14 protein-coding genes are annotated in these 22,843 nt (G+C 35.6%); 8 read left to right on the top strand and 6 right to left on the bottom strand.

Annotated elements, in window-relative coordinates:
- Positions 1-80: 80 nt before the first annotated feature.
- The 4 genes from LPB89_RS13870 (at position 81) to LPB89_RS13855 (ending at position 5,414) form a co-directional block, all read left to right on the top strand.
- On the top strand, positions 81-1,478 hold the full coding sequence (locus LPB89_RS13870; RefSeq protein WP_230702359.1) for a tetratricopeptide repeat protein: 1,398 nt from the start codon (positions 81-83) through the stop codon (positions 1,476-1,478).
- Positions 1,478-2,227, top strand: a complete 750-nt coding sequence (locus tag LPB89_RS13865; protein WP_230702358.1) for a shikimate dehydrogenase — start codon at positions 1,478-1,480, stop codon at positions 2,225-2,227. The genes LPB89_RS13870 and LPB89_RS13865 overlap by 1 nt, the downstream gene beginning before the upstream one ends.
- A gap of 430 nt (positions 2,228-2,657) precedes the next feature.
- Positions 2,658-4,649: a DUF349 domain-containing protein gene (locus LPB89_RS13860; RefSeq protein WP_230702357.1), complete on the top strand. Its 1,992-nt coding sequence runs from the start codon at positions 2,658-2,660 to the stop codon at positions 4,647-4,649.
- A gap of 345 nt (positions 4,650-4,994) precedes the next feature.
- Entirely contained in the window at positions 4,995-5,414 is a 420-nt protein-coding gene (locus LPB89_RS13855; protein WP_230702356.1) for an OsmC family protein, read from the top strand.
- A gap of 247 nt (positions 5,415-5,661) precedes the next feature.
- Here LPB89_RS13855 and LPB89_RS13850 read toward each other — a convergent pair whose 3' ends face one another.
- Together LPB89_RS13850 and gyrA are read right to left on the bottom strand one after the other, a co-directional pair.
- On the bottom strand, positions 5,662-6,930 hold the full coding sequence (locus LPB89_RS13850; protein ID WP_230702355.1) for a lipopolysaccharide assembly protein LapB: 1,269 nt from the start codon (positions 6,928-6,930) through the stop codon (positions 5,662-5,664).
- Positions 6,931-6,975: 45 nt separating this feature from the next.
- Positions 6,976-9,615 (bottom strand): DNA gyrase subunit A, encoded by a 2,640-nt coding sequence (gyrA, locus tag LPB89_RS13845; protein ID WP_230702354.1) that lies wholly within the window; start codon positions 9,613-9,615, stop codon positions 6,976-6,978.
- A gap of 257 nt (positions 9,616-9,872) precedes the next feature.
- Between gyrA and LPB89_RS13840 the strand changes: the two genes are divergently transcribed.
- The 3 genes from LPB89_RS13840 (at position 9,873) to LPB89_RS13830 (ending at position 14,453) form a co-directional block, all read left to right on the top strand.
- Positions 9,873-12,419: an ATP-dependent Clp protease ATP-binding subunit gene (locus LPB89_RS13840; RefSeq protein WP_230702353.1), complete on the top strand. Its 2,547-nt coding sequence runs from the start codon at positions 9,873-9,875 to the stop codon at positions 12,417-12,419.
- Positions 12,420-12,562: 143 nt separating this feature from the next.
- A complete protein-coding gene (rimK, locus tag LPB89_RS13835; protein ID WP_127337223.1) occupies positions 12,563-13,930 on the top strand; it encodes a 30S ribosomal protein S6--L-glutamate ligase in 1,368 nt (455 codons plus the stop codon).
- 4 nt (positions 13,931-13,934) lie between these two features.
- Positions 13,935-14,453, top strand: a complete 519-nt coding sequence (locus tag LPB89_RS13830) for a DUF421 domain-containing protein (protein ID WP_230702352.1) — start codon at positions 13,935-13,937, stop codon at positions 14,451-14,453.
- A gap of 74 nt (positions 14,454-14,527) precedes the next feature.
- On the opposite strand, the gene LPB89_RS13825 is transcribed toward LPB89_RS13830, so the two are convergent.
- From LPB89_RS13825 to hutH, 4 genes are all read right to left on the bottom strand, one after another.
- Positions 14,528-15,922: an SMI1/KNR4 family protein gene (locus tag LPB89_RS13825; RefSeq protein WP_230702351.1), complete on the bottom strand. Its 1,395-nt coding sequence runs from the start codon at positions 15,920-15,922 to the stop codon at positions 14,528-14,530.
- Positions 15,923-16,074: 152 nt separating this feature from the next.
- Complete coding sequence (locus LPB89_RS13820; RefSeq protein WP_230702350.1) at positions 16,075-17,418, bottom strand: inorganic phosphate transporter; 1,344 nt, start codon at positions 17,416-17,418, stop codon at positions 16,075-16,077.
- A gap of 32 nt (positions 17,419-17,450) precedes the next feature.
- Positions 17,451-18,095, bottom strand: a complete 645-nt coding sequence (locus LPB89_RS13815) for a DUF47 domain-containing protein (RefSeq protein ID WP_056250900.1) — start codon at positions 18,093-18,095, stop codon at positions 17,451-17,453.
- A gap of 48 nt (positions 18,096-18,143) precedes the next feature.
- Positions 18,144-19,658, bottom strand: a complete 1,515-nt coding sequence (gene hutH / locus LPB89_RS13810) for a histidine ammonia-lyase (protein WP_230702349.1) — start codon at positions 19,656-19,658, stop codon at positions 18,144-18,146.
- Positions 19,659-20,289: 631 nt separating this feature from the next.
- Between hutH and thrA the strand changes: the two genes are divergently transcribed.
- The gene (thrA, locus tag LPB89_RS13805) at positions 20,290-22,737 is read left to right on the top strand and encodes a bifunctional aspartate kinase/homoserine dehydrogenase I (protein WP_230702348.1); all 2,448 of its coding nucleotides are present in this window, start codon (positions 20,290-20,292) and stop codon (positions 22,735-22,737) included.
- Positions 22,738-22,843: the final 106 nt, after the last annotated feature.

Here is a 22,843-nt window from a genome sequence, read left to right as displayed (position 1 = left end):
CAAAACAATTGATTCCCGTTCCTCTCAACACTAATATGGTTGCCTAATTTTATAACAGGCTAATTTCAAATAAACAAAGTATGCAATTAAGCAACGAAGAAGAAGATTATAACCTATCCTTATCCAAATTTGAGTCGATGTTAAAAACGAACAAAGTACTCTTTTTTGATTCTGAAGAATTTGAAGAAATTATTCTTCACTATTTAGATATAGGCAAGGCTAATTTAGCAAAAAAGGCCTTAAAACTTGCATTAGACCAACATCCGAAATCTACGGGCTTAAAATTAGTACAAGTAGAAATGCTGGTTTACGACGACAAACTCGATATTGCTGAAAAGCTTTTAAACGAGTTGTATGCAATTGAACCTAACAACGAGGAAATTTACATCCAGAAAGCCAATATCTGTTCCAAGAGAGATCAGCACGAAAAAGCGGTAGAATTACTTAAAATCGCCCTGCAATATACAGACGATTACGCTGACGTGTACAACTTAATCGGAATGGAATATCTCTTTATGGACAACCTCGAGATGGCAAAAGACAGTTTTATCAAATGTCTTGAAGAAGATTTAGAAGATCAGTCTGCCCTTTATAATGTAGTTTACTGTTTTGAATTTTTAGATCAAAATCAGGAAGCTATTTTATACCTTAACGATTACATCAATAAAAACCCTTACAGCGAGATTGCCTGGCATCAGCTTGGACGCCTGCATTATGGCGTAAAAGAATATGAAAATGCCATTCGTGCTTTTGATTATGCTACCCTGATTGACGACGAATTCCTGGGTGCTTTCATGGAAAAAGCAAAAGCTTACGAACGCCTGAAAAATTACACTAAGGCAATTGAAAGCTACAACCGCACCATCGAGTTAGACGATGCGACTTCTTATGCTTTATTGCGTATTGGAAAATGCTACGAAAAATTAGGCAATTCCGCCAAAGCCCTGCAATATTACAATCAGACGGTCCATGAAGATCCGCTTTTGGACAAAGGATGGATTGCCATAACTGATTTTCACGTTCGCCAGAAAAACTTTCAAAAAGCCTTATTCTTTGTCAACAAAGCATTGGCAATCGATAATCAGAATCGCTTGTACTGGAAACGTTACGCCACGATAAACAAACAAATGAACTTCTTTGAGGAAGCCGAATTCGGATACAGAAAGGCAGTTGAATTTGGCGATTACGCTTTGGATACCTGGTTATTCTGGGTAGATATCCTGCAATTTTTAGGTGAATTTGACAGTGCTATTCAGACTTTATTACAGGCATCCGAATATTTCCCTGAAGAAAACGAAATCGAATATCGTCTGGCAGGACTGTATTTCATGATTCAGGACAATACAAAAGCAAAATTTCATTTAAGCAATGGCTTACGTTTAAATTTTGACAATTATATTCTAATCGAAGATTTGTTTCCTGTCGTGTGGTCAAAAAAGATGGTAAAAAATTATATTGAAAAACACAGAAAAGAATAATGATTGATATTTTAAAAAGACGTTTTGGCTTACTCGGCCGTAATATTAGCTACTCTTTTTCGAAAGGATATTTTACAGAAAAATTTAAGGATGAAGTTTTTGCAGGCAACACCTATGAAAATTTTGATATTTCTGAAATTAATCATTTCTCCGGACTGATTAAAAATAACCCCGATTTAAAAGGCCTGAATGTTACGATTCCATACAAAGAACAAGTCATTCCCTTTTTAGATAAACTTTCAAAAAAAGCTACTTTAATCGGTGCTGTCAATACCATTAAATTTACCAAAAACGGAAAATTAAAAGGCTATAATACGGATTATTACGGTTTCAAAAAATCACTGAAACCACTCTTAGAGCCACATCATAAAAAAGCACTTATTTTAGGTACCGGCGGTGCCTCAAAAGGAGTTGCTTTTGCCCTTGACGAACTTGACATTCTCTATACTTTTGTGTCAAGGGAAGCTAAGGAAAACATTATTGATTATGACTTAATCAATGCCACTACTTTTGATAATTTTCAAATTATTATCAACTGTACCCCGGTAGGAACGAGCCCAAATATTGAAGCCTGTCCCAATCTTCCTTATGAATTTTTCACCAATAAGCATATTGCTTACGACTTAATTTACAATCCGGAAGAAACGCAATTTCTAAAAAATGCAAAAGAACGCGGAGCTGTTATAAAAAATGGATATGACATGCTGATTTTTCAGGCCGAAAAAGCCTGGAAAATCTGGAACAAATAAACTTCCTCCACCACGATACACTTACGAATCTTAGAATCTTCCGTGATTTTAAGATTCGTCCTTTTCTTATACGTTACAGAACACATTCTGCAGGCAAGCTTTTCAGTTACTGCTGTGCCTTTTGGTACTGTTCTTTTTTTTTTGAATTAGAAATAAAAAGTATTTTAATTCAAAAGTGATTTCTAAATAAAATCAGAATCTAAAGATTAAAAACGATCGTTTAATATGATTTTATTTAAAATTCTTCAAATTCAAATTTTATATTAACTTCAAAAAAAAGGATAAAAAAATCAATATCATATTTGCAAAACAGGGCAATAAATAAGATTTTCACTCTAAAATAGCGTATAAACAAACGATTTATTTTGTATTTAGAAACACCTTTACTATCTTTCGCACTGTTTAAAACAATAAACCTTATACATTTAAAATGTTAGAAGAAAAGAATGATAACCTGCAGGAAGCAGATGGAAAATCAGGAATCGAATTAAGCGATTCTGTACAGAATGATGCAACTGAAACATCAGATACTGAAATCACAGCTGAAGATTCTGTTTCAAATACTGAAACTGAACCTGAAAATACTGCTGAAGCCACAGAAACTGACCATCAGGAAGCACTGGATGCCATAACAAATTCAAATGCGGAAGAGAGTGAAGATGAAACGCTGAAAGAGCGCCATGATATTCCTATGCAGGATTACGATACTTTTTCGTTAGATGCACTTGTTGACGAGTTGAAAAAGCTCGTGCACTTAGATAAAGCAATGTCTGTAAAAGATCATATCGAAGAAATCAAAAAAGCATTTTTATTACAATACAACCATCTGATTGAGGAGAAAAAAGAAGAATTTAATGCTTCCAGACAAGATCCGAATGAAGAATTTGAATACCATTCTCCGTTAAAATCTAAATTTGATGAATACTATAATGTTTTCAGAGAAAAGAGAAACGTTCATTTTAAACACTTACAAACCAATTTAAAATCAAATTTAGACAATCGACTTGCTATTGTCGAAGAGCTAAAAGAACTTATAAACCCGCAGGAAAACATTAAAGATACGCTTAAGCATTTTAATGATTTAAGAGAAAGATGGAAAAATGCAGGCCCAATTCCAAAAGACAAATACAATCACGTCTGGAATAATTACCACTTTCATGTAGAAAATTTCTATGATTATCTGCATTTGGACCGTGAAGCCAGGGATTTGGATTTCAAATACAACCTGGAGCAAAAGCAAAAAATCATTACCCGCGTTGAGGAATTAGTAAATGAAACGGATATTAGCAAAGCTTTCCGTGAACTACAGGATTTACACCGAATCTGGAAAGAAGATATCGGACCTGTTTCCAAAGAACACCGCGATACCATCTGGAATAAATTTAGTGAACTGACTAAAAAAATCCACGATAAAAGAGAGGTTTTATTTGAAAGTCAGCGCGCAAACGAGCAGCAAAATCTTGATCTTAAAAAAGAAATTATTGCTAAAATAGAAGTTTTAGGTACTGAAAAAGTAAACTCCCATTCGCAGTGGCTGGTTCAGATTCAAAAAGTAGAAGCTTTACGAAATGAGTTCTTTGCAGCTGGAAAAGTGCCATCGGAAGTAAATGAGGAAACATGGGCTTCTTTTAAAACTGCCGTTAGAAATTTTAATTCTTTCAAAAATTCATTTTACAAAGACATTAAGAAAGACCAAAACGATAATTTAAACAAAAAAATGGCGCTTGTAGCCAAAGCCAAAGAACTACAGGAAAGTACTGATTTTGCTGCCACTACTCCAATCATGAAGCAAATTCAGGATGAATGGAAACAGATTGGCCACGTTCCCAAAAAATATTCAGATAAAATCTGGAAGGAATTTAAAGATGCCTGCAATCATTATTTCGATAAATTAAAAGAACACAAATCCGAAGAAAATGTTGACGAGGTAGCTGCTTTTGATCATAAAAAAGCCTATCTGGATATCCTTAGAGCGTATCAGCTTACCGGAGACCACAAAACAGATTTGGATGCCATAAAATTGCATATTGAAACCTGGAAGGGATTTGGAAAAGTACCATTCGCAAGACGTCATATTGAAGGTAAATTCAATAAAATTTTAGATGCCCTTTTTGAAAAATTAAGTTTGAGTAAAAAAGAAACGGAAATGATGCGTTTCTCTAACCGAATTGATTCCTTGTCAGAAAGCAATGATACGAGAAAACTGGACAACGAAAAAATCTTCCTGATGCGTAAGATTGAAGAAGTTCAAAACGAAATTTTCCAATTAGAAAATAACATTCAGTTTTTTACGAATACTAAAAATGCTAAAAAAGAGAATTCAATTGTTCTTGAAGTCCGCAAAAACATTGCTATTCACAAAGAAAGCCTTGAGGTTTGGAAAGATAAACTAAAACAATTACGTAATTTAGGTCAGGAATAACATGAAACATCAGGCTTAGCAACAATTGTCAGGTTGAGCAGAGTCGAAACCCACGCAACGTTAAGCCGTCCTTAATAAATAAAAGCTGCAATGAAAAATCTTCATTGCAGCTTTTATATTTATATCGTGTTTTAAACGCAGACAATGCAAAGCTCTTTTTAAATATCTTTCAATAGCAACGAGGCTTCGACTCCGCTCAGCCTGACAAACGCTGAAACTTTAAACCTGAAACAAAAGAAACATCAACCCCAAACTTAACATTCTAATTAAATTTCATAAAACTATTCTTTAAAATATTGATTATATTTGAGAATCAAAAGATTATAAACCTTAAAATATTATACAATGAAATTTACAAGAAAAGCAAATGCCAACTGGAAAGGAACGGGCATGGAAGGAACAGGAACAATCAGCACACAAAGTACAACTCTTGATAATGCTCAATTATCCTTTAAAACAAGATTTGCAGACGGAGTCGGAACAAATCCTGAAGAACTGGTTGCTGCAGCGCATTCAGGCTGTTTTACGATGCAATTAAGCTTTTTGCTAAACGAAGGTGGCTTTACTGCAGATGATTTGGCTACGGAAGCGACAGTAACTTTTGAAGACGGAACCATAACTTTGATTCATTTGGACCTTAAAGGAAAAGTACCTTCCATTTCAGCGGAAGAGTTTGAAAAAACAGCCCTTAAAGCAAAAGAAATTTGTCCGATTTCCAAACTTTTAAATACTACTATTACACTTTCTGCTACCTTAGTCAGTTAAGGAACATATTTAAAAAAAACAATAAAAAAAATCCAAATTCCAATCATGCTCAGCATCTTTGGAATTTGGATTTTTAAATATTGCAACTTTTATAAATTGTTTGCAGTAACAGCTAATCTTCCTAAGCAACAAATTTTGAGAATCATAGTGGAAAATCCCAATAAAAAAATTCCAAATCCCAAAAAATGCTGAGCATATTTGGAATTTGGAATTTTTAAATATTGGAATTTTTAAACTGTAGTCAAAACTACATTGTAGCCTTCAAAGCTTTTGCTTCAGCTGTCATTTCCAATGCTTTATAAACACCTAATAATGTTTTAGCAACATCTTCATTTTTAGGATCTAATTCGTTTGCTTTTTTAAGGTAAGGAATCACTCCTTTAAAAACAGACTCTCTTTGTGCTTTCAATACATCGTAACGCTTCATATCTTTTGCAGAATTACCCAATTTATTCATTTCATCGATAATTGGTTTTTCAGCTTCTAATTTTAATGCTGCAAGGTTAAGGTAAGCATTTGTATAGCCTGGATTGATTTCAATTGCTTTCAGATAGTATTTTTCAGCGTCAGCAGGATTTTTTGCATTTCCGCTAATTACCCCTAGGTTGAATAAAAGATCAGCATTGTTCGGATCTTTTTGCAAAGCTTCGCCCACTAATTTTTTGTAGGTATCAAAATCTTTGGTTTCAAGATACAGGTTGGCTTCTGTAAGTAACAAAGAAGAATCTTCCGGGTTTGTTTTTCTTGCATCAGCAATTGCTTTTTTAGCGTCTTCGATACGGCCTTTCTGAACTAAAATCAAAGCAAGGTTTTTGTAAATCTCTCCTCTTTTAGAAGGAATACTTTCTGTTTTAGGCTTTTCGTGAGTTCCTAATTTTACAGCCAAATCTCTTTCGTTAGCGGTATTAAATCCGTCTTCATTTCCGGAAGCTTTATTTAAAGCCGTATAACTAGTCCCTTTTCCGGAATAGTTAAGTTTTTTCAGTTCTTCGTACATTGGTAAAGCTGAATCATAATCCTGAGCATTTACTGATGTTGAAGCTGCATAATACAAGTTAATTGTATCTTTTTTATCTAACAAATAAGCATCGTATAATTTTTTTGCTCCCTCAGCATTTTTGTTTGCCTGAGTATCTGCAATAGCCGAATTAATTAAATTTCCTTTAATCTGAGCAATTGAAGTAGCTGCCTGAGTAGAATATTTTAGTTTCCCGGACTCTTTTTCAAGGTCAATTAGTTTTTTATAACTTTCAGCGGCAAGAGATAAACTTTTACTTTCATCTACTTTTTTGGTAGCCAAATCAAGGTAAGCATTCCCTTTTACAAAATAGTATTGTGCCTGTTCAACATCTTTGGCATTTACAACCAAATTTTCAGCATCTTTCAATATAGAAATTGCTCCTTGAGCATCTCCGCTTTTTAATGCTTTCTCTGCACTTTTAATCTGATCTTTTTGAGCAAAAGTAGCTACTGAAATCAGTAATGCTGACGCAAGTATTACATATTTACTTTTCATAGTATTCAATTTGTATATTTAATTTTCTTTTTTGTGACTTTTTTTTTATTCTTCGGATTCTTCTTCTTCAGAATCATCTTCCTCTTCTGTTTCTTCGTCAGAATCGTCGTCGTCATCTTCTACGACAGTATCATCTTCAAGAACTTCAAGATCCGGTTTTACTCGCTCTATAGCTGATTCTATAACGTTTCCGTCTTCATCAACAATAACTTCTGCTACATCATCTTTCATAACTTTTGTTACGGCAGCAATAGAATCTTTACCTTTTAAGTTAATCAGTCGAACTCCCTGAGTAGCACGACCCATTACACGTAAATCTTCGATAGCCATTCTGATGGTCAATCCTGATTTATTGATAATCATCAGATCATCAGCATCGGTTACCGCATTAATCGAGATAAGTTTTCCAGTTTTCTCCGTGATGTTAAGTGTTTTAACTCCTTTTCCTCCACGATTTGTAATTCTGTACACATCTTCTCCGTCGTCATCCACTAATTTGGTACGTTTACCGTATCCGTTTTCGGTTACCACTAAAATTTGGGAATCGTTCACATTTTCTTTATCAACAGTAACCATACCAATTACTTCATCGGTATCGTCTTTTAGCGTAATTCCGCGGACTCCGGAAGCTGTTCTTCCCATTGGACGTGTTTTAGTTTCTTCAAAACGAACTAATTTACCCGATTTAACAGCCAAAATAATCTGGCTTTCCCCGTTTGTTAATTTCGCTTCCAGCAACTCATCACCTTCCTTAATAGTAATGGCAGCAACACCATTAACCCTTGGCTTAGAATATTTCTCTAAAGAAGTTTTCTTCACCTGACCTTGTTTTGTTACCATTACAAGGTTATGACTGTTGATATACTCTTTGTCTTTTAAATCCTGAGTACAGATGAAAGCTTTTACTTTATCATCGCTTTCAATATTTACCAGGTTCTGAATCGCTCTTCCTTTTGCTGTTTTGCTTCCTTCCGGAATTTCATAAACACGCATCCAGAAACATTTTCCTTTTTGTGTAAAGAACATCATGTATTGGTGATTGGTTGCCACGAACATATGCTCAAGGAAATCCTGATCTCTTGTTCCTGCGCTTTTTTGACCCACTCCACCTCTGTTCTGTGTTTTGTACTCTGTTAAGTTGGTACGTTTGATATAACCCGCATGAGAAATGGTAATCACGACATTTTCATCGGCAATTAAATCTTCTATACTTACATCTCCACCGGAATATTCAATTTGGGAACGACGGGCATCTCCGTATTTTTCACGGATTTCTTCCAGTTCTTCTTTGATTAAAGCAGTTCTTAAATTAACATCTTCCAATAAAGCTTTCAAGTGCTCGATTAACTTCATTAACTCTTCAAACTCCGCTCTTAACTTGTCCTGCTCCAGACCTGTTAACTGACGTAAACGCATCTCAACAATGGCACGGGCCTGAATATCGGATAAATTGAATCTTTCGATTAATTTCTCACGGGCTTCTTCTGTATTTTTCGAACCTCTGATGATTGCAATTACTTCATCGATATTATCAGATGCTATAATTAACCCTTCTAAAATGTGTGCTCTTTCCTCTGCTTTACGCAATTCAAAACGAGTTCTTCGCACGACAACATCATGGCGGTGCTCAATAAAGTAGTGAATCATGTCTTTCAGATTCAGCATTTGAGGACGCCCTTTTACTAATGCAATATTATTTACACTAAAAGAAGATTGTAAGGATGTAAATTTATATAAGGTATTCAAAACTACGTTTGGCGTAGCATCACGTTTCAGGATATAAACGATACGCATACCGTTTCTGTCCGATTCGTCACGAATATTCGCAATACCTTCAATTTTTTTGTCGTTAACCAAATCAGCCGTACGTTTGATCATTTCGGCTTTGTTCACCTGATATGGAATCTCGGTAACAATGATACATTCTCTTCCGTCAACTTCTTCAAAACCAACTTTGGCACGCATGACAATACGTCCTCTACCGGTTTTAAAAGCTTCACGAACACCTTCATAACCATATATTATACCTCCTGTTGGAAAATCCGGAGCTTTAATATGTGTCATTAATTCGTCAACTTCAATATCGTTATTATCAAGATAAGCTAAAGTACCATTGATAACCTCTGTTAAATTGTGTGGCGGCATATTGGTTGCCATACCAACTGCAATACCTGTTGCTCCGTTTACTAATAAAGTAGGAACCCTTGTTGGCATTACTTTTGGCTCATATAATGTATCGTCAAAGTTCAATTGAAAATCAACTGTTTCTTTTTCGATATCTGCCATGATGTCTTCTGAAATCTTGCGCATTCTGGCCTCCGTGTAACGCATTGCTGCCGGACTGTCACCATCGACAGATCCAAAGTTACCCTGACCGTCTACTAATAAATAACGCATGCTCCATTCCTGAGCCATACGAACCATTGCATCATACACAGAGGTATCTCCGTGCGGGTGATACTTACCCAAAACCTCCCCTACGATTCTTGCAGATTTTTTGTGGGCAGATCTTGAAGTTACTCCTAAGTCATACATTCCATAAAGAACTCTTCGATGTACCGGTTTCAGACCATCTCTGACATCAGGAAGTGCTCTCGATACAATAACCGACATCGAATAGTCGATGTAAGCTGATTTCATTTCATCTTCTATGTTAATAGGAATTAACTTTTCTCCTTCAGACATAAGTTGTTATATTAAATAATTATATTAGTTTCAAAACGTGCCAATATACGCTTTTTTGAATTTTTTTCAGCTATTTCCTTACACTTATTTCAATGATTTATTAACAACTTTATTTTAGCTTTTAGTTAATAAATTAAGCGTTTTTTAACGCTTTTATTGTCTTTTTTTTTGTCTCTTAGCTGTCATGAGATTCTGAAGGGTATGGTTTTTGTTTTTCATACAGTAATTCACTAAATTTACAATACAATTAATATATTATGGATGATAATTTTTCACCAAGAGTAAAAGATGTTATTACCTACAGTAAAGAGGAAGCCTTACGTTTGGGCCACGACTTTATTGGTACTGAACATCTAATGCTGGGCATTTTGAGGGATGGAAACGGTAAAGCCATTCATATCCTTAATAACCTTGCTGTTGATTTAGATCATTTACGCAGAAAAGTAGAAGTACTCAGCCCAGCGAATCAAAGCGTTGAAATCAATGCTGAAAAGAAGAATCTTCATCTTACCCGTCAGGCGGAAAGGGCACTGAAGACCACTTTCCTTGAAGCAAAGGTATTCCAGAGCTCATCGATTAGCACGGCGCATTTGCTGTTATGTATCTTACGAAACGAAAACGATCCAACAACCAAGCTGTTGAATAAACTGAAAATAGATTATGACATAGCTAAAGAACAATATTTAAATATGACTCCAAGCGAAGAAGAATTCTTAGAAAACTTGCCAAGAAACGAATCGTATAATGACGATTCAGGACAAGATGACAGTCTTAAAGAAAGTAGTTTTAATAATCCGGCCAATAAGTCAAACAAAAAATCCAAGACTCCGGTTTTAGATAATTTTGGGAGAGATTTAACAGAAATGGCCGAAGAAGGAAAACTAGACCCTGTAGTAGGACGTGAAAAAGAAATTGAACGTGTTTCTCAAATCCTGAGCCGTAGAAAAAAGAACAACCCGCTTCTTATTGGAGAACCCGGAGTTGGTAAATCTGCTATTGCAGAAGGACTTGCACTACGTATCATTCAGAAAAAAGTATCGCGTATTCTTTTCAACAAACGTGTAGTAACCCTTGATCTGGCAAGTTTAGTAGCCGGAACAAAATACCGCGGTCAGTTTGAAGAAAGAATGAAAGCCGTTATGAACGAGCTTGAAAAAAACGACGATATCATTCTTTTTATTGATGAAATTCACACCATTGTAGGTGCCGGAGGAGCAACTGGTTCTCTTGATGCTTCCAACATGTTCAAACCTGCTTTGGCAAGAGGGGAAATCCAATGTATCGGAGCTACAACTCTTGACGAATACAGACAATATATTGAGAAAGACGGTGCTTTAGAAAGACGTTTCCAGAAAGTAATTGTGGAACCGACTTCTGTTGAGGAAACGATTGCTATCCTAAACAATATTAAAGACAAATACGAGGATCACCATAATGTTACCTATACCCAGGAAGCCATTGAAGCTTGTGTTAAATTAACAAACAGATATATGTCTGAGCGTTTTTTACCGGACAAAGCTATTGATGCCCTTGATGAGGCTGGTTCCCGTGTACACATTACCAATATTGATGTTCCGAAACAAATTTTAGATTTGGAACGTCAGTTAGAAGAAGTGCGTGAGCTTAAAAATATGGTTGTTAAAAAACAAAAATATGAAGAGGCTGCCAAACTTCGAGATGATGAAAAACGCATCGAAAAAGATTTAGCTGTCGCGCAGGAACAATGGGAAGAAGATTCTAAAAATAACCGTATTGAAGTTACAGAAGACAATGTAGCTGATGTTGTTTCTATGATGACCGGAATTCCGGTAAACAGAATTGCACAGACAGAGAGCAACAAACTGGCTAAATTACCTGAATTAATTCAGAACAAAGTAATTGGTCAAAACGAAGCTGTTCTTAAAATTGCACGTTCTATTCAGCGTAACAGAGCCGGACTTAAAGATCCTAACAAACCAATTGGTTCGTTTATTTTCTTAGGTCAGACCGGAGTTGGTAAAACGCAGTTAGCGAAAGTTTTAGCCAAAGAATTATTCGATTCTGAAGATGCGTTAGTTCGTATCGACATGAGTGAATACATGGAGAAATTTGCGATCTCCCGTTTAGTGGGAGCGCCTCCGGGATATGTTGGTTACGAAGAAGGTGGTCAGCTGACTGAAAAAGTCCGCAGAAAACCATATTGTGTGGTACTTTTAGATGAGATCGAAAAAGCACATCCGGATGTATTCAACATGATGCTTCAGGTTTTAGATGACGGATACCTTACAGACAGTTTAGGCCGCAAAATCGACTTCAAAAACACAATCATCATTATGACCTCTAACGTTGGTGCACGCCAATTGAAAGATTTCGGACAAGGTGTTGGATTCGGAACTGCTGCTAAAGTAGCTCAGGCTGATGATAATTCAAAAAGCATTATTGAAAATGCATTGAAAAAAACTTTTGCTCCTGAATTCCTAAACAGAATTGATGATGTTATCGTTTTCAATGCCTTAGAAAAAGCAGACATTGATTTGATTATCGAAATTGAGCTTAAAAAACTATATTCCCGTATTGCTGAATTAGGATACAACTTAAGTCTTACTGATAAAGCGAAAGCATTTATCGCTGAGAAAGGTTTTGACAGACAATTTGGTGCAAGACCGCTAAAAAGAGCTATTCAGAAATACGTTGAAGATTTACTGGCAGAGGAGATTATCACATCGAAAATACATTCCGGTGATGAAATCTTAATGGATCTGAAAGATGATTCTCAGGAACTTTCTGTAGAAATACACAAAGCCGAAGAGCCAACTAATCCATAAATTAGTTTAAATTTATAACAAAGTTAATTTACCCGTTACGTTTTCATAACATAACGGGTATTTTTTTTAGATAAATTACTACCTTTAGTAAAAGCAAATAGCTATTTTTGGCTATTAAATTCTATAAAAACAAATCATAATATATGCTTCAAAACAAAGTCATTTTAGGTAGCGAAGAATGGTGCTCATTTCCGGAATTAGGAATTCCAACAATCAAAGCTCGTGTAGATTCCGGTGCCAAGACCTCGGCAATGCACGCTATAAACATAGCTCCCTTTATAAAAAATGATGCCAATTGGGTAAAATTTGATATTAATCCGATCCAGAATAATATCAAAACTATCATACATTGTGAAGCTCCGCTGGTGGACAAAAGAATTGTAAAAAGCTCAAGCGGTTTCAGGGAACACAGGTATGTAATACAGACCAACCTTAAAATTGGTGATGTAAAATGGCCCATCGAAATGACATTGACCAATCGCGATTCAATGGGTTTCAGAATGCTTTTAGGCCGTGAAGCCATGAGCGGGCGCGTACTTGTTGATCCGGAAGAAAAATATTTATTAGGACAGCCGACTACGGAATCATTAAAAGAATTATATCAAAATTCGGAAAAAGCGACTTCCGGTTTACGAATCGGACTTTTAGCCAGTAATCCTGAATTGTACAGCAATAAAAGAATTATGGAGGCCGGTGAAATGCGCGGCCACGAGATGCATTTTCTAAACATTAAGGAATGTTATATGAAACTGGATGCCAAGACTCCTGAAATTCATTACAGAGGCGGAAAAATCCTGAATCAGTTTGATGCTATTATTCCGAGAATCAGACCGAGTATCACCTTTTACGGCTGTGCATTAACGCGTCAGTTTGAAGCTTTGAAGGTTTTCTGTCTGAATTCGGCCACTGCCATAACACAGTCCCGCGATAAATTATATTCGCTGCAATTGTTGTTAAACAGCGGCGTTGACATTCCAACTACCGGTTTTGCCAATTCTCCTTTAGATACAGACAATCTGATCAAAATGGTAGGCGGTTCTCCGCTAATCGTAAAATTACTGGAAGGAACCCAGGGAAAAGGCGTTGTTCTGGCTGAAACCAAAAAAGCGGCGGAAAGTGTTATTAATGCATTCAAAAGTTTAAATGCAAATATTTTAGTTCAGGAATTCATCAAAGAGGCCAACGGAAAGGATATTCGTTGTTTTGTTATCGACGGAAAAGTAGTTGCCGCCATGCAGCGTGAAGCAATGCCCGGCGAATTCAGAGCCAATATACATCTTGGAGGAACAGCATCTGTTATAAAAGTAACTGCTGAAGAGAAAAAAATAGCCATAAAAGCCGCCAAAGCAATGGATTTGAAAGTGGCCGGTGTAGATATTATCCGTTCTTCAAAAGGACCTTTATTGCTTGAAGTAAATTCATCGCCGGGTCTTGAAGGAATCGAAGGTGCAACTAACAAAGATATAGCCGGAGAAATGATCAGAGCGATTGAGAAGAACTTTAAGTTATAATTCAATGACATTATTCCCATATCTTGATATTATTGGCAGAAGTGCGGCAGTCTATTTTTTTATGACCATCGCGCTTCGCATTTTTGGTAAAAAGGAACTCTCCCAGCTCAATACAGCCGATATTATCCTGATTTTACTAATTAGTAATTCGGTTCAGAATGCGATGGTTGGCCCTGACACCAGTCTTTGGGGAGGTTTGGTTGCTGCGCTGGTTTTATTTGTAATCAATTTTATCATCAAAAAACTAACGCACAAATACAAGATCCTGAACAATCTCTTGTTAGACAAACCTGAAATTTTAATTCACGACGGAAAACTAGATTTTAAATCGTTAAGTAAATTAGACATTTCCCACGACGAATTAAAAGAAGCGATGCGTGAGCATGGATTGGAACATTTTACCGATGTAAAGCTTTGTATGCTTGAAATTGACGGTACAATCAGTGTAATTTCTGAAGACAAAAAGAATCTGAAACAAACGCATTATAAAAGAAAGCACAATCATAAGAATTTTAGAAAATAAAATTTTTAAAAATTCCAATAATTTGAAATTCCAAATTCAAAAAAAGTAGGTTTCTTTAGCGAAACCAGCTTTTTTTATTTCCAAAACTCAAACCATTTCTTCTCATTAATTACATCAATGTTAATAGTTTTTATAGTTGTAGTTGACAATCCGAATAACTTAAGATTTTGATTTAAATTGGATAAAATATAATCCTGCTCTTTTGGAAATTTTTCAGCAATCATCTTATAATATACTAAAAGTTTTTTATCCTTTATTCCATTCACGGCCTGCAGCGCTGCATGAATAACCTTATTTGAGCTATCTTGTAAACCTACTATAAAAGTATCGACATAGTCAATTTTATTTTCTAATTGCCCAAGCGAATAATAAGCACTGATTTTTATATTGTCGCTTTTATTTAAAGTAAATGGTATGATAAAATTACCGTAATCAATATTCATTTCTTTCAACAAATAAGTACAAAATCTAAACGTTTCCTCGTTATTTATTTTCTCTGAATTTGCTTCGATTATTTCAAGCCAATCAGAACTTTTATCTTTTGCATACCAAAATACAAATTGAAAAACACTCAATAAACTTTCCTTTGTAAAATCAATCAGATAAGGCTTTGCCCTTTGATAATCAAATTTTGTAAGTATCTGAAGAAGCTTGTCTTTTATTACGCCAGTACTTACTTTATACTGTACCTCTAGTATACCAATATTTTCAGAACTTATTTTTGGCTTGTTTAGAATCCCGTCCAGACATTCTATTTTAGTTTCATTTTCTTTAGCGGAAATATATTTTTCTAAAATTTCTGCTGCTGAACCTCCCATTTTATATCCAAACCAACTTGGTGTATCTATTATTAAATCTCCTGATATTACTTCATCAAGCCATCTTTCATACCAGTCCAAAAAATTCAACTCAAAAGAAAACCTTGGTTTTTGCCTTTCAATATCAACATTCACAACTCTTCCTTTAAATTCTCCGTTTAAAACAAGTGCGTGATAATAAGTACAACCCTGGCTTCCGATAGGTAATAATCCCGAAAATATTTTTCCTAATTCTATTTCAAATTCTTCATCCGAAATAGTATCATTTTCTTCAATATTTTTGTTTAGATCAGACCAATATTCACCTGACATTTTTGGAGAAATTTTACAATCTTCTTTTAAATAGCTTTTGGTATTTTCATAGATAAATTCATCTGTATTTTTCCCTAAAGAATAAATTCCGTAATAAGGTCCGGCTCCTGAATTTGAATGTGAAATTCCACCATTACCAATATGAAGTAAAAATGATTTATAACATTCAGGAAGTTCCAGATCATATTCATTTTCAAAATTTAAGATATCTAGTGGTCTTACAGGATTTCCTAAAATATATTTATGACTACCTGCTCCAAATACCTTTAAATTTCTATCCGTATTTTTAGCACTAAACAGCTTACTTTTGATTCTTTCTATTTGATCCAATTCTTCCATTGTTTCCTATAACTAAACCGTAAAAATAAATACATTAAACCATTAAACAACTAACATACGCAAACAAAAAAGCTGATTTCTTAATTGAAATCAGCTTTTTTATATGTTTTAAAATGTGATTTTACATCTCACATTTCACTAAAATCATTTTACTAAGAAATAAATAAACTTAAAATAAAGTAAACCAATCCAGCTAAAATAGCCGAAATAGGAATTGTTAATATCCAAGCCCATATTAAACTTACTGTTACCCCCCAACGAACAGCAGATACACGTTTTGTTAATCCTACCCCGATGATAGAACCTGTAATGGTATGTGTTGTACTTACCGGAATTTTTAAATGCTCTGTAAAGTAAAGTGTCAAAGCACCGGCAGTTTCAGCAGCTACCCCTTCAAATGAAGTTACTTTTGTGATTTTGGAACCCATCGTTTTTACAATTTTCCATCCACCACTCAAAGTTCCGGCTGCAATGGCAGAATAACACGCTAATGGAATCCATCCCGGCATTACTCCTTTTACACCCAAATCATCGTTTGGCAATACAACATCTAACCAGGATGCCATATGAACACCCGGATTAGTGTGGATATATACCGCTACGGCTGCAGCAATAATTCCCATTACTTTTTGAGAATCATTTCCACCATGTCCTAAACTAAAGGCCGCAGAAGACAATAATTGCATTTTCTTCAAAGCTGCATCCGCCTGATGTAAATTCAGACTACTGAATATCAAACAAAAAGCACTTACGGTTAAGATGATAAAAGCCACCAAAAACCATTTAATATTATGCGGATCGAAAGCTACACTCCAAAAATGAGAATCGAATCTTGGCTTTCCATTCTTAACAATCTCTTCATAAGGAACCATTAGATTGCTAACCACCCAAATCGTTAAAATCATTAAAACAACAGTAAATATTTTAGGATAAATACTTTTACGGGACGCATTTAATAACCATATAGAGATTAAATACGAAGCCAGAGCTCCTAACAAGGGCGCTAAAACAATAAAAGCAATAATGATAATGACTCCTGAAGGCATTCCGCCATCTTTTCCGGCCTTATACCAGCTTACAATCTGGTACCAATAGTGTGTAGTTCCGTCTTCACCAATGTAACCCGAAAAACCGTGTACTGCTATAGCATGAGCCACTGCCGCTCCTGCAAAACCACCAATAAGAGTATGTGAAGAACTGGAAGGAATTCCAAGCCACCAGGTCAATAAATTCCAACAAATTGCTGCAATAACACCGGCCAGAATTACAACCAGGTTAATTTCCATGGTATGCGCTGTTTTTGCAACAGTATCCGCTACACCAAATCCGAAAACCCAATAAGCCAGAAAGTTAAAAAATGCTGCCCAAAGTACGGCCTGAAAAGGCGTCAATACCTTTGTCGCAACAACTGTAGCAATAGCATTTGCCGCATCATGAAAACCATTGATGTAATCAAAAATTAAAGCTAATACTATAATAATTATAAGTAGCGTCATAAATTATAACTTCAGAATGAAATAAATTGAATTTAAGAATGTTTTACAGAGATAGACTCCAGTATGTTCGCAACGCTCTTACACTTGTCTGTAGCTGATTCTAAAACAGATAAAACTTCTTTATATTTAATAATATTTTTAGCGTCTGTTTCGTTTTCAAAAATTTCAAAAACTGCTTTGTTATAAACGTTATCTGACTTGTTTTCCAGTTTATTAATTCTGGCACAAGCATCTTTAATGACTTTAAAATTCTTTAAATTTCTCAATTCTTTTACGGCACTATCAATGTTCTGACAAGCTTCAAGATTGATTTCTGTCATTTTTCTGATAGATTTTGTAATCTTGTCTACCTGATACAGTCTCATTCTGCTCGCAGCACCATGCAAATAATCGGCTACGTTATCTATGGAAGTAATTAATGTGTGAATGTCCTCTCTGTCAAACGGAGTAATAAAATTTCTGCTTAATTCTAAATTGGTCTGACGTGTAATGTCTTCTCCTCTTTGCTCTAATTCATCAATTTTCTGAAAAAGAACTTCTCTTTCTTTTAATGGAAGATTTACAGCTTCGTGTAAATTAGAAGCTAATTCAATTAAATTGCTTGAAGCCTCTTCAAAAAGTGGAAAGAATTTTTTGTCTTTCGGCACTAAAAATTGGAATATACTGTTTATTGACATTTTTTTATTTTTGATAGTGCAAAATTACTTCAATATTATTTTGCAATGTTAAGCCATTGTTAACAAATCATTTTCAATTTGGAAACTATTCAGGAATTCAACGGTTTTCTGAATGTCATAATGCAGGATTCTGTCTTCTTTAACCAAAGGCACTACTTCCCGGTAACTTCCTAAAAACATTTCGATGAATTCACTTGATTTCAAAGGCTCCCTGTAGGCAATAGCCTGAGAAGCATTCATTAATTCGATCGCCAGAATACGCTCCAGATTATCCATCACGCGTAACGCTTTTGTCGCTCCGTTCGCTCCCATACTCACGTGATCTTCCTGACCGTTACTCGATACAATGCTATCTATACTGGCTGGCGTTGCCAACTGTTTGTTCTGACTTGCTATACTTGCTGCGGTATACTGTGGAATCATAAATCCTGAATTTAATCCAGGATTGTCTACCAAAAATGCCGGAAGATTTCGCAATCCTGAAATCAACTGATAAGTTCTTCTTTCAGAAATACTTCCTAATTCCGCCAAAGCAATTGCCATAAAATCCAAGGCCAAAGCCAGAGGCTGACCGTGGAAATTTCCCCCTGAAATAATCTGATCGGCTTCTATAAAAATATTTGGATTATCGGTAACTGAATTAATCTCTGTCTTGAATACTTTTCGAACATAATCAATGGCATCTTTTGAAGCACCGTGAACCTGAGGCATACAACGGAAAGAATACGGGTCCTGAACATGTTTCTTTTCCTGAACAATAATTTCACTTCCTTCCAGAAATTCGTTGATGCGCTGAGCGGTTACAATTTGTCCTTTGTGAGGACGGATAAAGTGAATCAATTCGTTGAAAGGCTCGATTCTTCCGTCAAAACCTTCCAAAGAAATGGTTCCGATTAAATCTGCCAGATACGAATATTTATAAGCTTTGAGTAAAATATGCGCCCCGTAAGCACTCATAAATTGTGTTCCGTTCAACAGAGCCAGACCTTCTTTCGACTGTAAAACAATTGGTTCCCAGTTAAAATGTTTTAGAACTTCGCCGGAATGCACTTTCTTACCTTCAAAAAGGACTTCGCCTTCTCCTAATAGTGGTAAAGATAAGTGAGCCAGCGGAGCCAGATCTCCTGAAGCTCCAAGAGAGCCCTGCGTATATATTACAGGTAAGATATCATTGTTATAAAAATCGACTAAACGATTTAAGGTCTGTAGCTGGATTCCTGAATGTCCGTAGCTTAAGGATTGAATTTTCAGCAACAACATCAATTTTACAATTTCAGCCGGTACCTCTTCCCCGGTTCCGCAAGCATGCGATTTTACCAGGTTTTCCTGAAGTTTGGATAAATTTTCGGTAGAGATTTTCACACTATAAAGCGATCCGAAACCCGTATTGATCCCGTAAATCGGTTCGGAATGTGTCGCCATCTTTTTATCTAAATAGTCACGGCATTTCTGAACATTTACTTTTGCTTCCTCTGATAATTCAAGTGTTTTCTGATTGACGATTATCTCTTGTAAAGCTTCTAAACTTAAGGTTTCCGTACTTATATAATGGATTTCTCTCATGGTGTTTATAATTTAAGACGCCAAAATTCAGCAAATCAATATTAAAAAGCAACATTTGTTCATAATAATTAAAATTTGACCAAAACAAATTCTTCTCTTTTATTTATTTCACAATACGAATTACAGATATAACTGCTTTTTTTAATATAAAAACTGAAATTGCACAAAGATAAAACGACAATTCCTATTAGTCTTATAGACTAAACCTGTCTTATTGTCAAACATTTTTATTAAAAATCAATCGGTTAACTTCTTCAAACGTCAAATAGAACAAGTCTAAATATACGAATCCGTCAATTTATCATATTTAATCCTGACAAAACCTCAATATTAAATTCATGAGATTTGAATTATTAAAATATTCGTAAAAAGAAAATTAAGGTTTTTAACTTTTATAAAAAACTGTACTTTTGAAAAACCAAAATGAAAAGTAACAGCGCAAAATATCAATCTACAATGACAACTCAAACAAGAGTTGCAATTGCTGTTACCACAATTTCTACTACAACTACTACTACCCCTTAGGGGTATACATTTTTACATATAATCCTGGTTATCTATACTTTTTTCTAAAAAGAAGAAAGGTATTGGATACATAAAAATATTTGCATAAAAGAAAAAAAACATCAAAATGAAAGTATTAAAATTTGGCGGAACTTCGGTTGCCAATGCACAAAATATAAAACTCGTTCTCGAAATTATAGACCAGAATTCTAAGCAGGGAAAATTAGTAGTTGTGGTTTCTGCTTTAAGTAAAGTTACTGATTTACTTCAGCTGGCAGCTGCAAAAGCGGCGGCTAATGATGAAAGTTTCCGGGAAATCGTTGCCGAAATCGAAAAAAAGCACCTCGACACCTTAAAAGAATTGATTCCGGTAAGCGAACAAAGCAGTTTGCTGAGCCATGTAAAAAGAATCATTAACCACTTAGAAACATTATTAGACGGCTGCTTTTTATTGGGGGAATTATCTCCAAGAACAGCTGATACTATTTTAAGTTTCGGGGAATTGCTTTCGTCCTATATCATTGCACAGGCGTATCAGCAAATCAATAAAAGTGTGGTGTATAAAGACAGCCGCGAAATCATTAAAACAAATGCTGATTTTGGAAAAGCCGTTGTAAACTTTGAAATTTCAAATCAGCTGATTCAGGAATACTTTGCCGAAAATGAAGCACAAATCAACATTTTACCGGGATTTATCGCTTTAACGCTGGACGGAATTACAACAACTTTGGGCCGTGGCGGTTCTGATTACACTGCTGCTATTATTGCCGGGGCGCTTGATGCCGAACAACTGGAAATCTGGACTGACGTCAACGGAATGTTTACGGCCAACCCGAAAATTGTAAAACAGGCACAGCCTATTGCCACTATTTCCTATCAGGAAGCAATGGAATTGTCACATTTCGGAGCGAAAGTGCTGTATCCGCCAACCATTCAGCCTGTTTTAAGAAAAAACATTCCCATTTTAATCAAAAATACTTTTGAACCGGAAGCCGAAGGAACTTTAATTTCAAGCCAGGTTTCGTCAAAAGATACCGTTGTAAAAGGAATCAGTCATATCGACAATATTTCTTTAGTAACACTGGAAGGCCCCGGAATGATTGGAGTTGCGGGTTCGTCAAGACGTTTATTTGAAGTATTATCACAGGAAAAAATCAATGTTATTTTTATCACTCAGGCGTCTTCCGAGCATTCGATTTGTATCGGAATCTTAAATTCAGATGCTGAAAGTGCCGAAGCAGCCATCAACAGGGCTTTTGAAGTCGAGATTTTACAAAACAAAATTGATCCTGCTATTGTAGAAAAAGACCTTTGCATTATTGCTTTGGTAGGTGAAAACATGAAAAATCACCAGGGATTAAGCGGAAGAATGTTTAGTACTTTAGGTAAAAATAACGTAAATATCCGGGCTATTGCTCAAGGTGCTTCTGAGCGAAATATCTCGACCGTAATCAACGAAAGAGACGTTAAAAAAGCTTTGAATACACTACACGAGAATTTCTTTGAAGAAAACACCAAACAGCTGAATTTATTTGTGATGGGCGTTGGAAATGTAGGGGAGAAATTCATCGAACAAATTCACAACCAGAAAAAATTCCTAAAAGAGAATCTAAAAATTAATGTCCGCGTAATTGCGTTATCCAATTCCAGAAAAATGCTTTTCGATGAAGACGGAATTTCTTTAAAAGAATGGCAGGCGGATTTAGATAATGGTGAACCAGCTAATAAAGAAGCTTTTATCGAGCGCGCCAAAGAACTGAATTTACGTAACAGTATTTTTGTGGATATTACAGCAAATGCAACCGTTTCCGAAACTTACGAACAGTTTCTGAAACAAAGTATTGCGGTGGTAACTTGTAACAAAATTGCCTGTTCTTCGGCCTATGACAATTACAAAAAACTAAAAAACCTATCACGTCAATATAATGCCCCGTTTTTGTTTGAAACGAATGTTGGAGCGGGATTACCTATTATTGATACCGTTAAAAACCTAATCGCTTCGGGTGATAAAGTGCATAAAATACAGGCGGTTTTATCCGGAAGTCTGAACTTCATTTTCAACAATTTCGATAAGGATAATTCTTTTCACGATGTGGTGAAAGAAGCCGGAGTTCAGGGATTTACAGAACCTGATCCGAAAATTGACCTGAGCGGAATCGACGTTGCCCGTAAAATCCTGATCCTTATTCGCGAAAGCGGTTACGAAATGGATATTGATGCCATCGCCAACGAATCCTTTTTGCCGGCAGAATGTTTAGCGACCACAAACAACGAAGACTTTTTTGCTTCCTTAATTAAACACGCTCCACATTTCGCAACTATTTATGAAGAAGCACTAAATAAAGATTCCAGGTTAAAATATGTAGCGAAATTCGAAAACGGAAAGGCAAGCGTTGGCCTGCAATTCATTCCGAAAGATCATCCTTTCTACAATTTAGAAGGAAAAGACAATATCGTGCTTTTTTACACAGATCGTTATGTAGATCAGCCGCTTCTTATAAAAGGAGCCGGAGCCGGCGCTGCTGTTACCGCTTCGGGGATTTTTGCGGATGTAATTCGAATTGGAAATAATTAATTTGAGGTACAAAGATGCAAAGGGACAAAGGGACAAAGTTAAAATCTTTGATCCTATGAAACTTTGCCACTTTGAACCTTTAAATATAGTAGCAAAAACCTCTGAA

This window comes from Flavobacterium sp. ENC, from assembly GCF_020991415.1.
Lineage (GTDB): Bacteria > Bacteroidota > Bacteroidia > Flavobacteriales > Flavobacteriaceae > Flavobacterium.
Note: the sequence above shows the minus strand (reverse complement) of the source record. Positions and strands in the feature narration are given on the sequence as shown.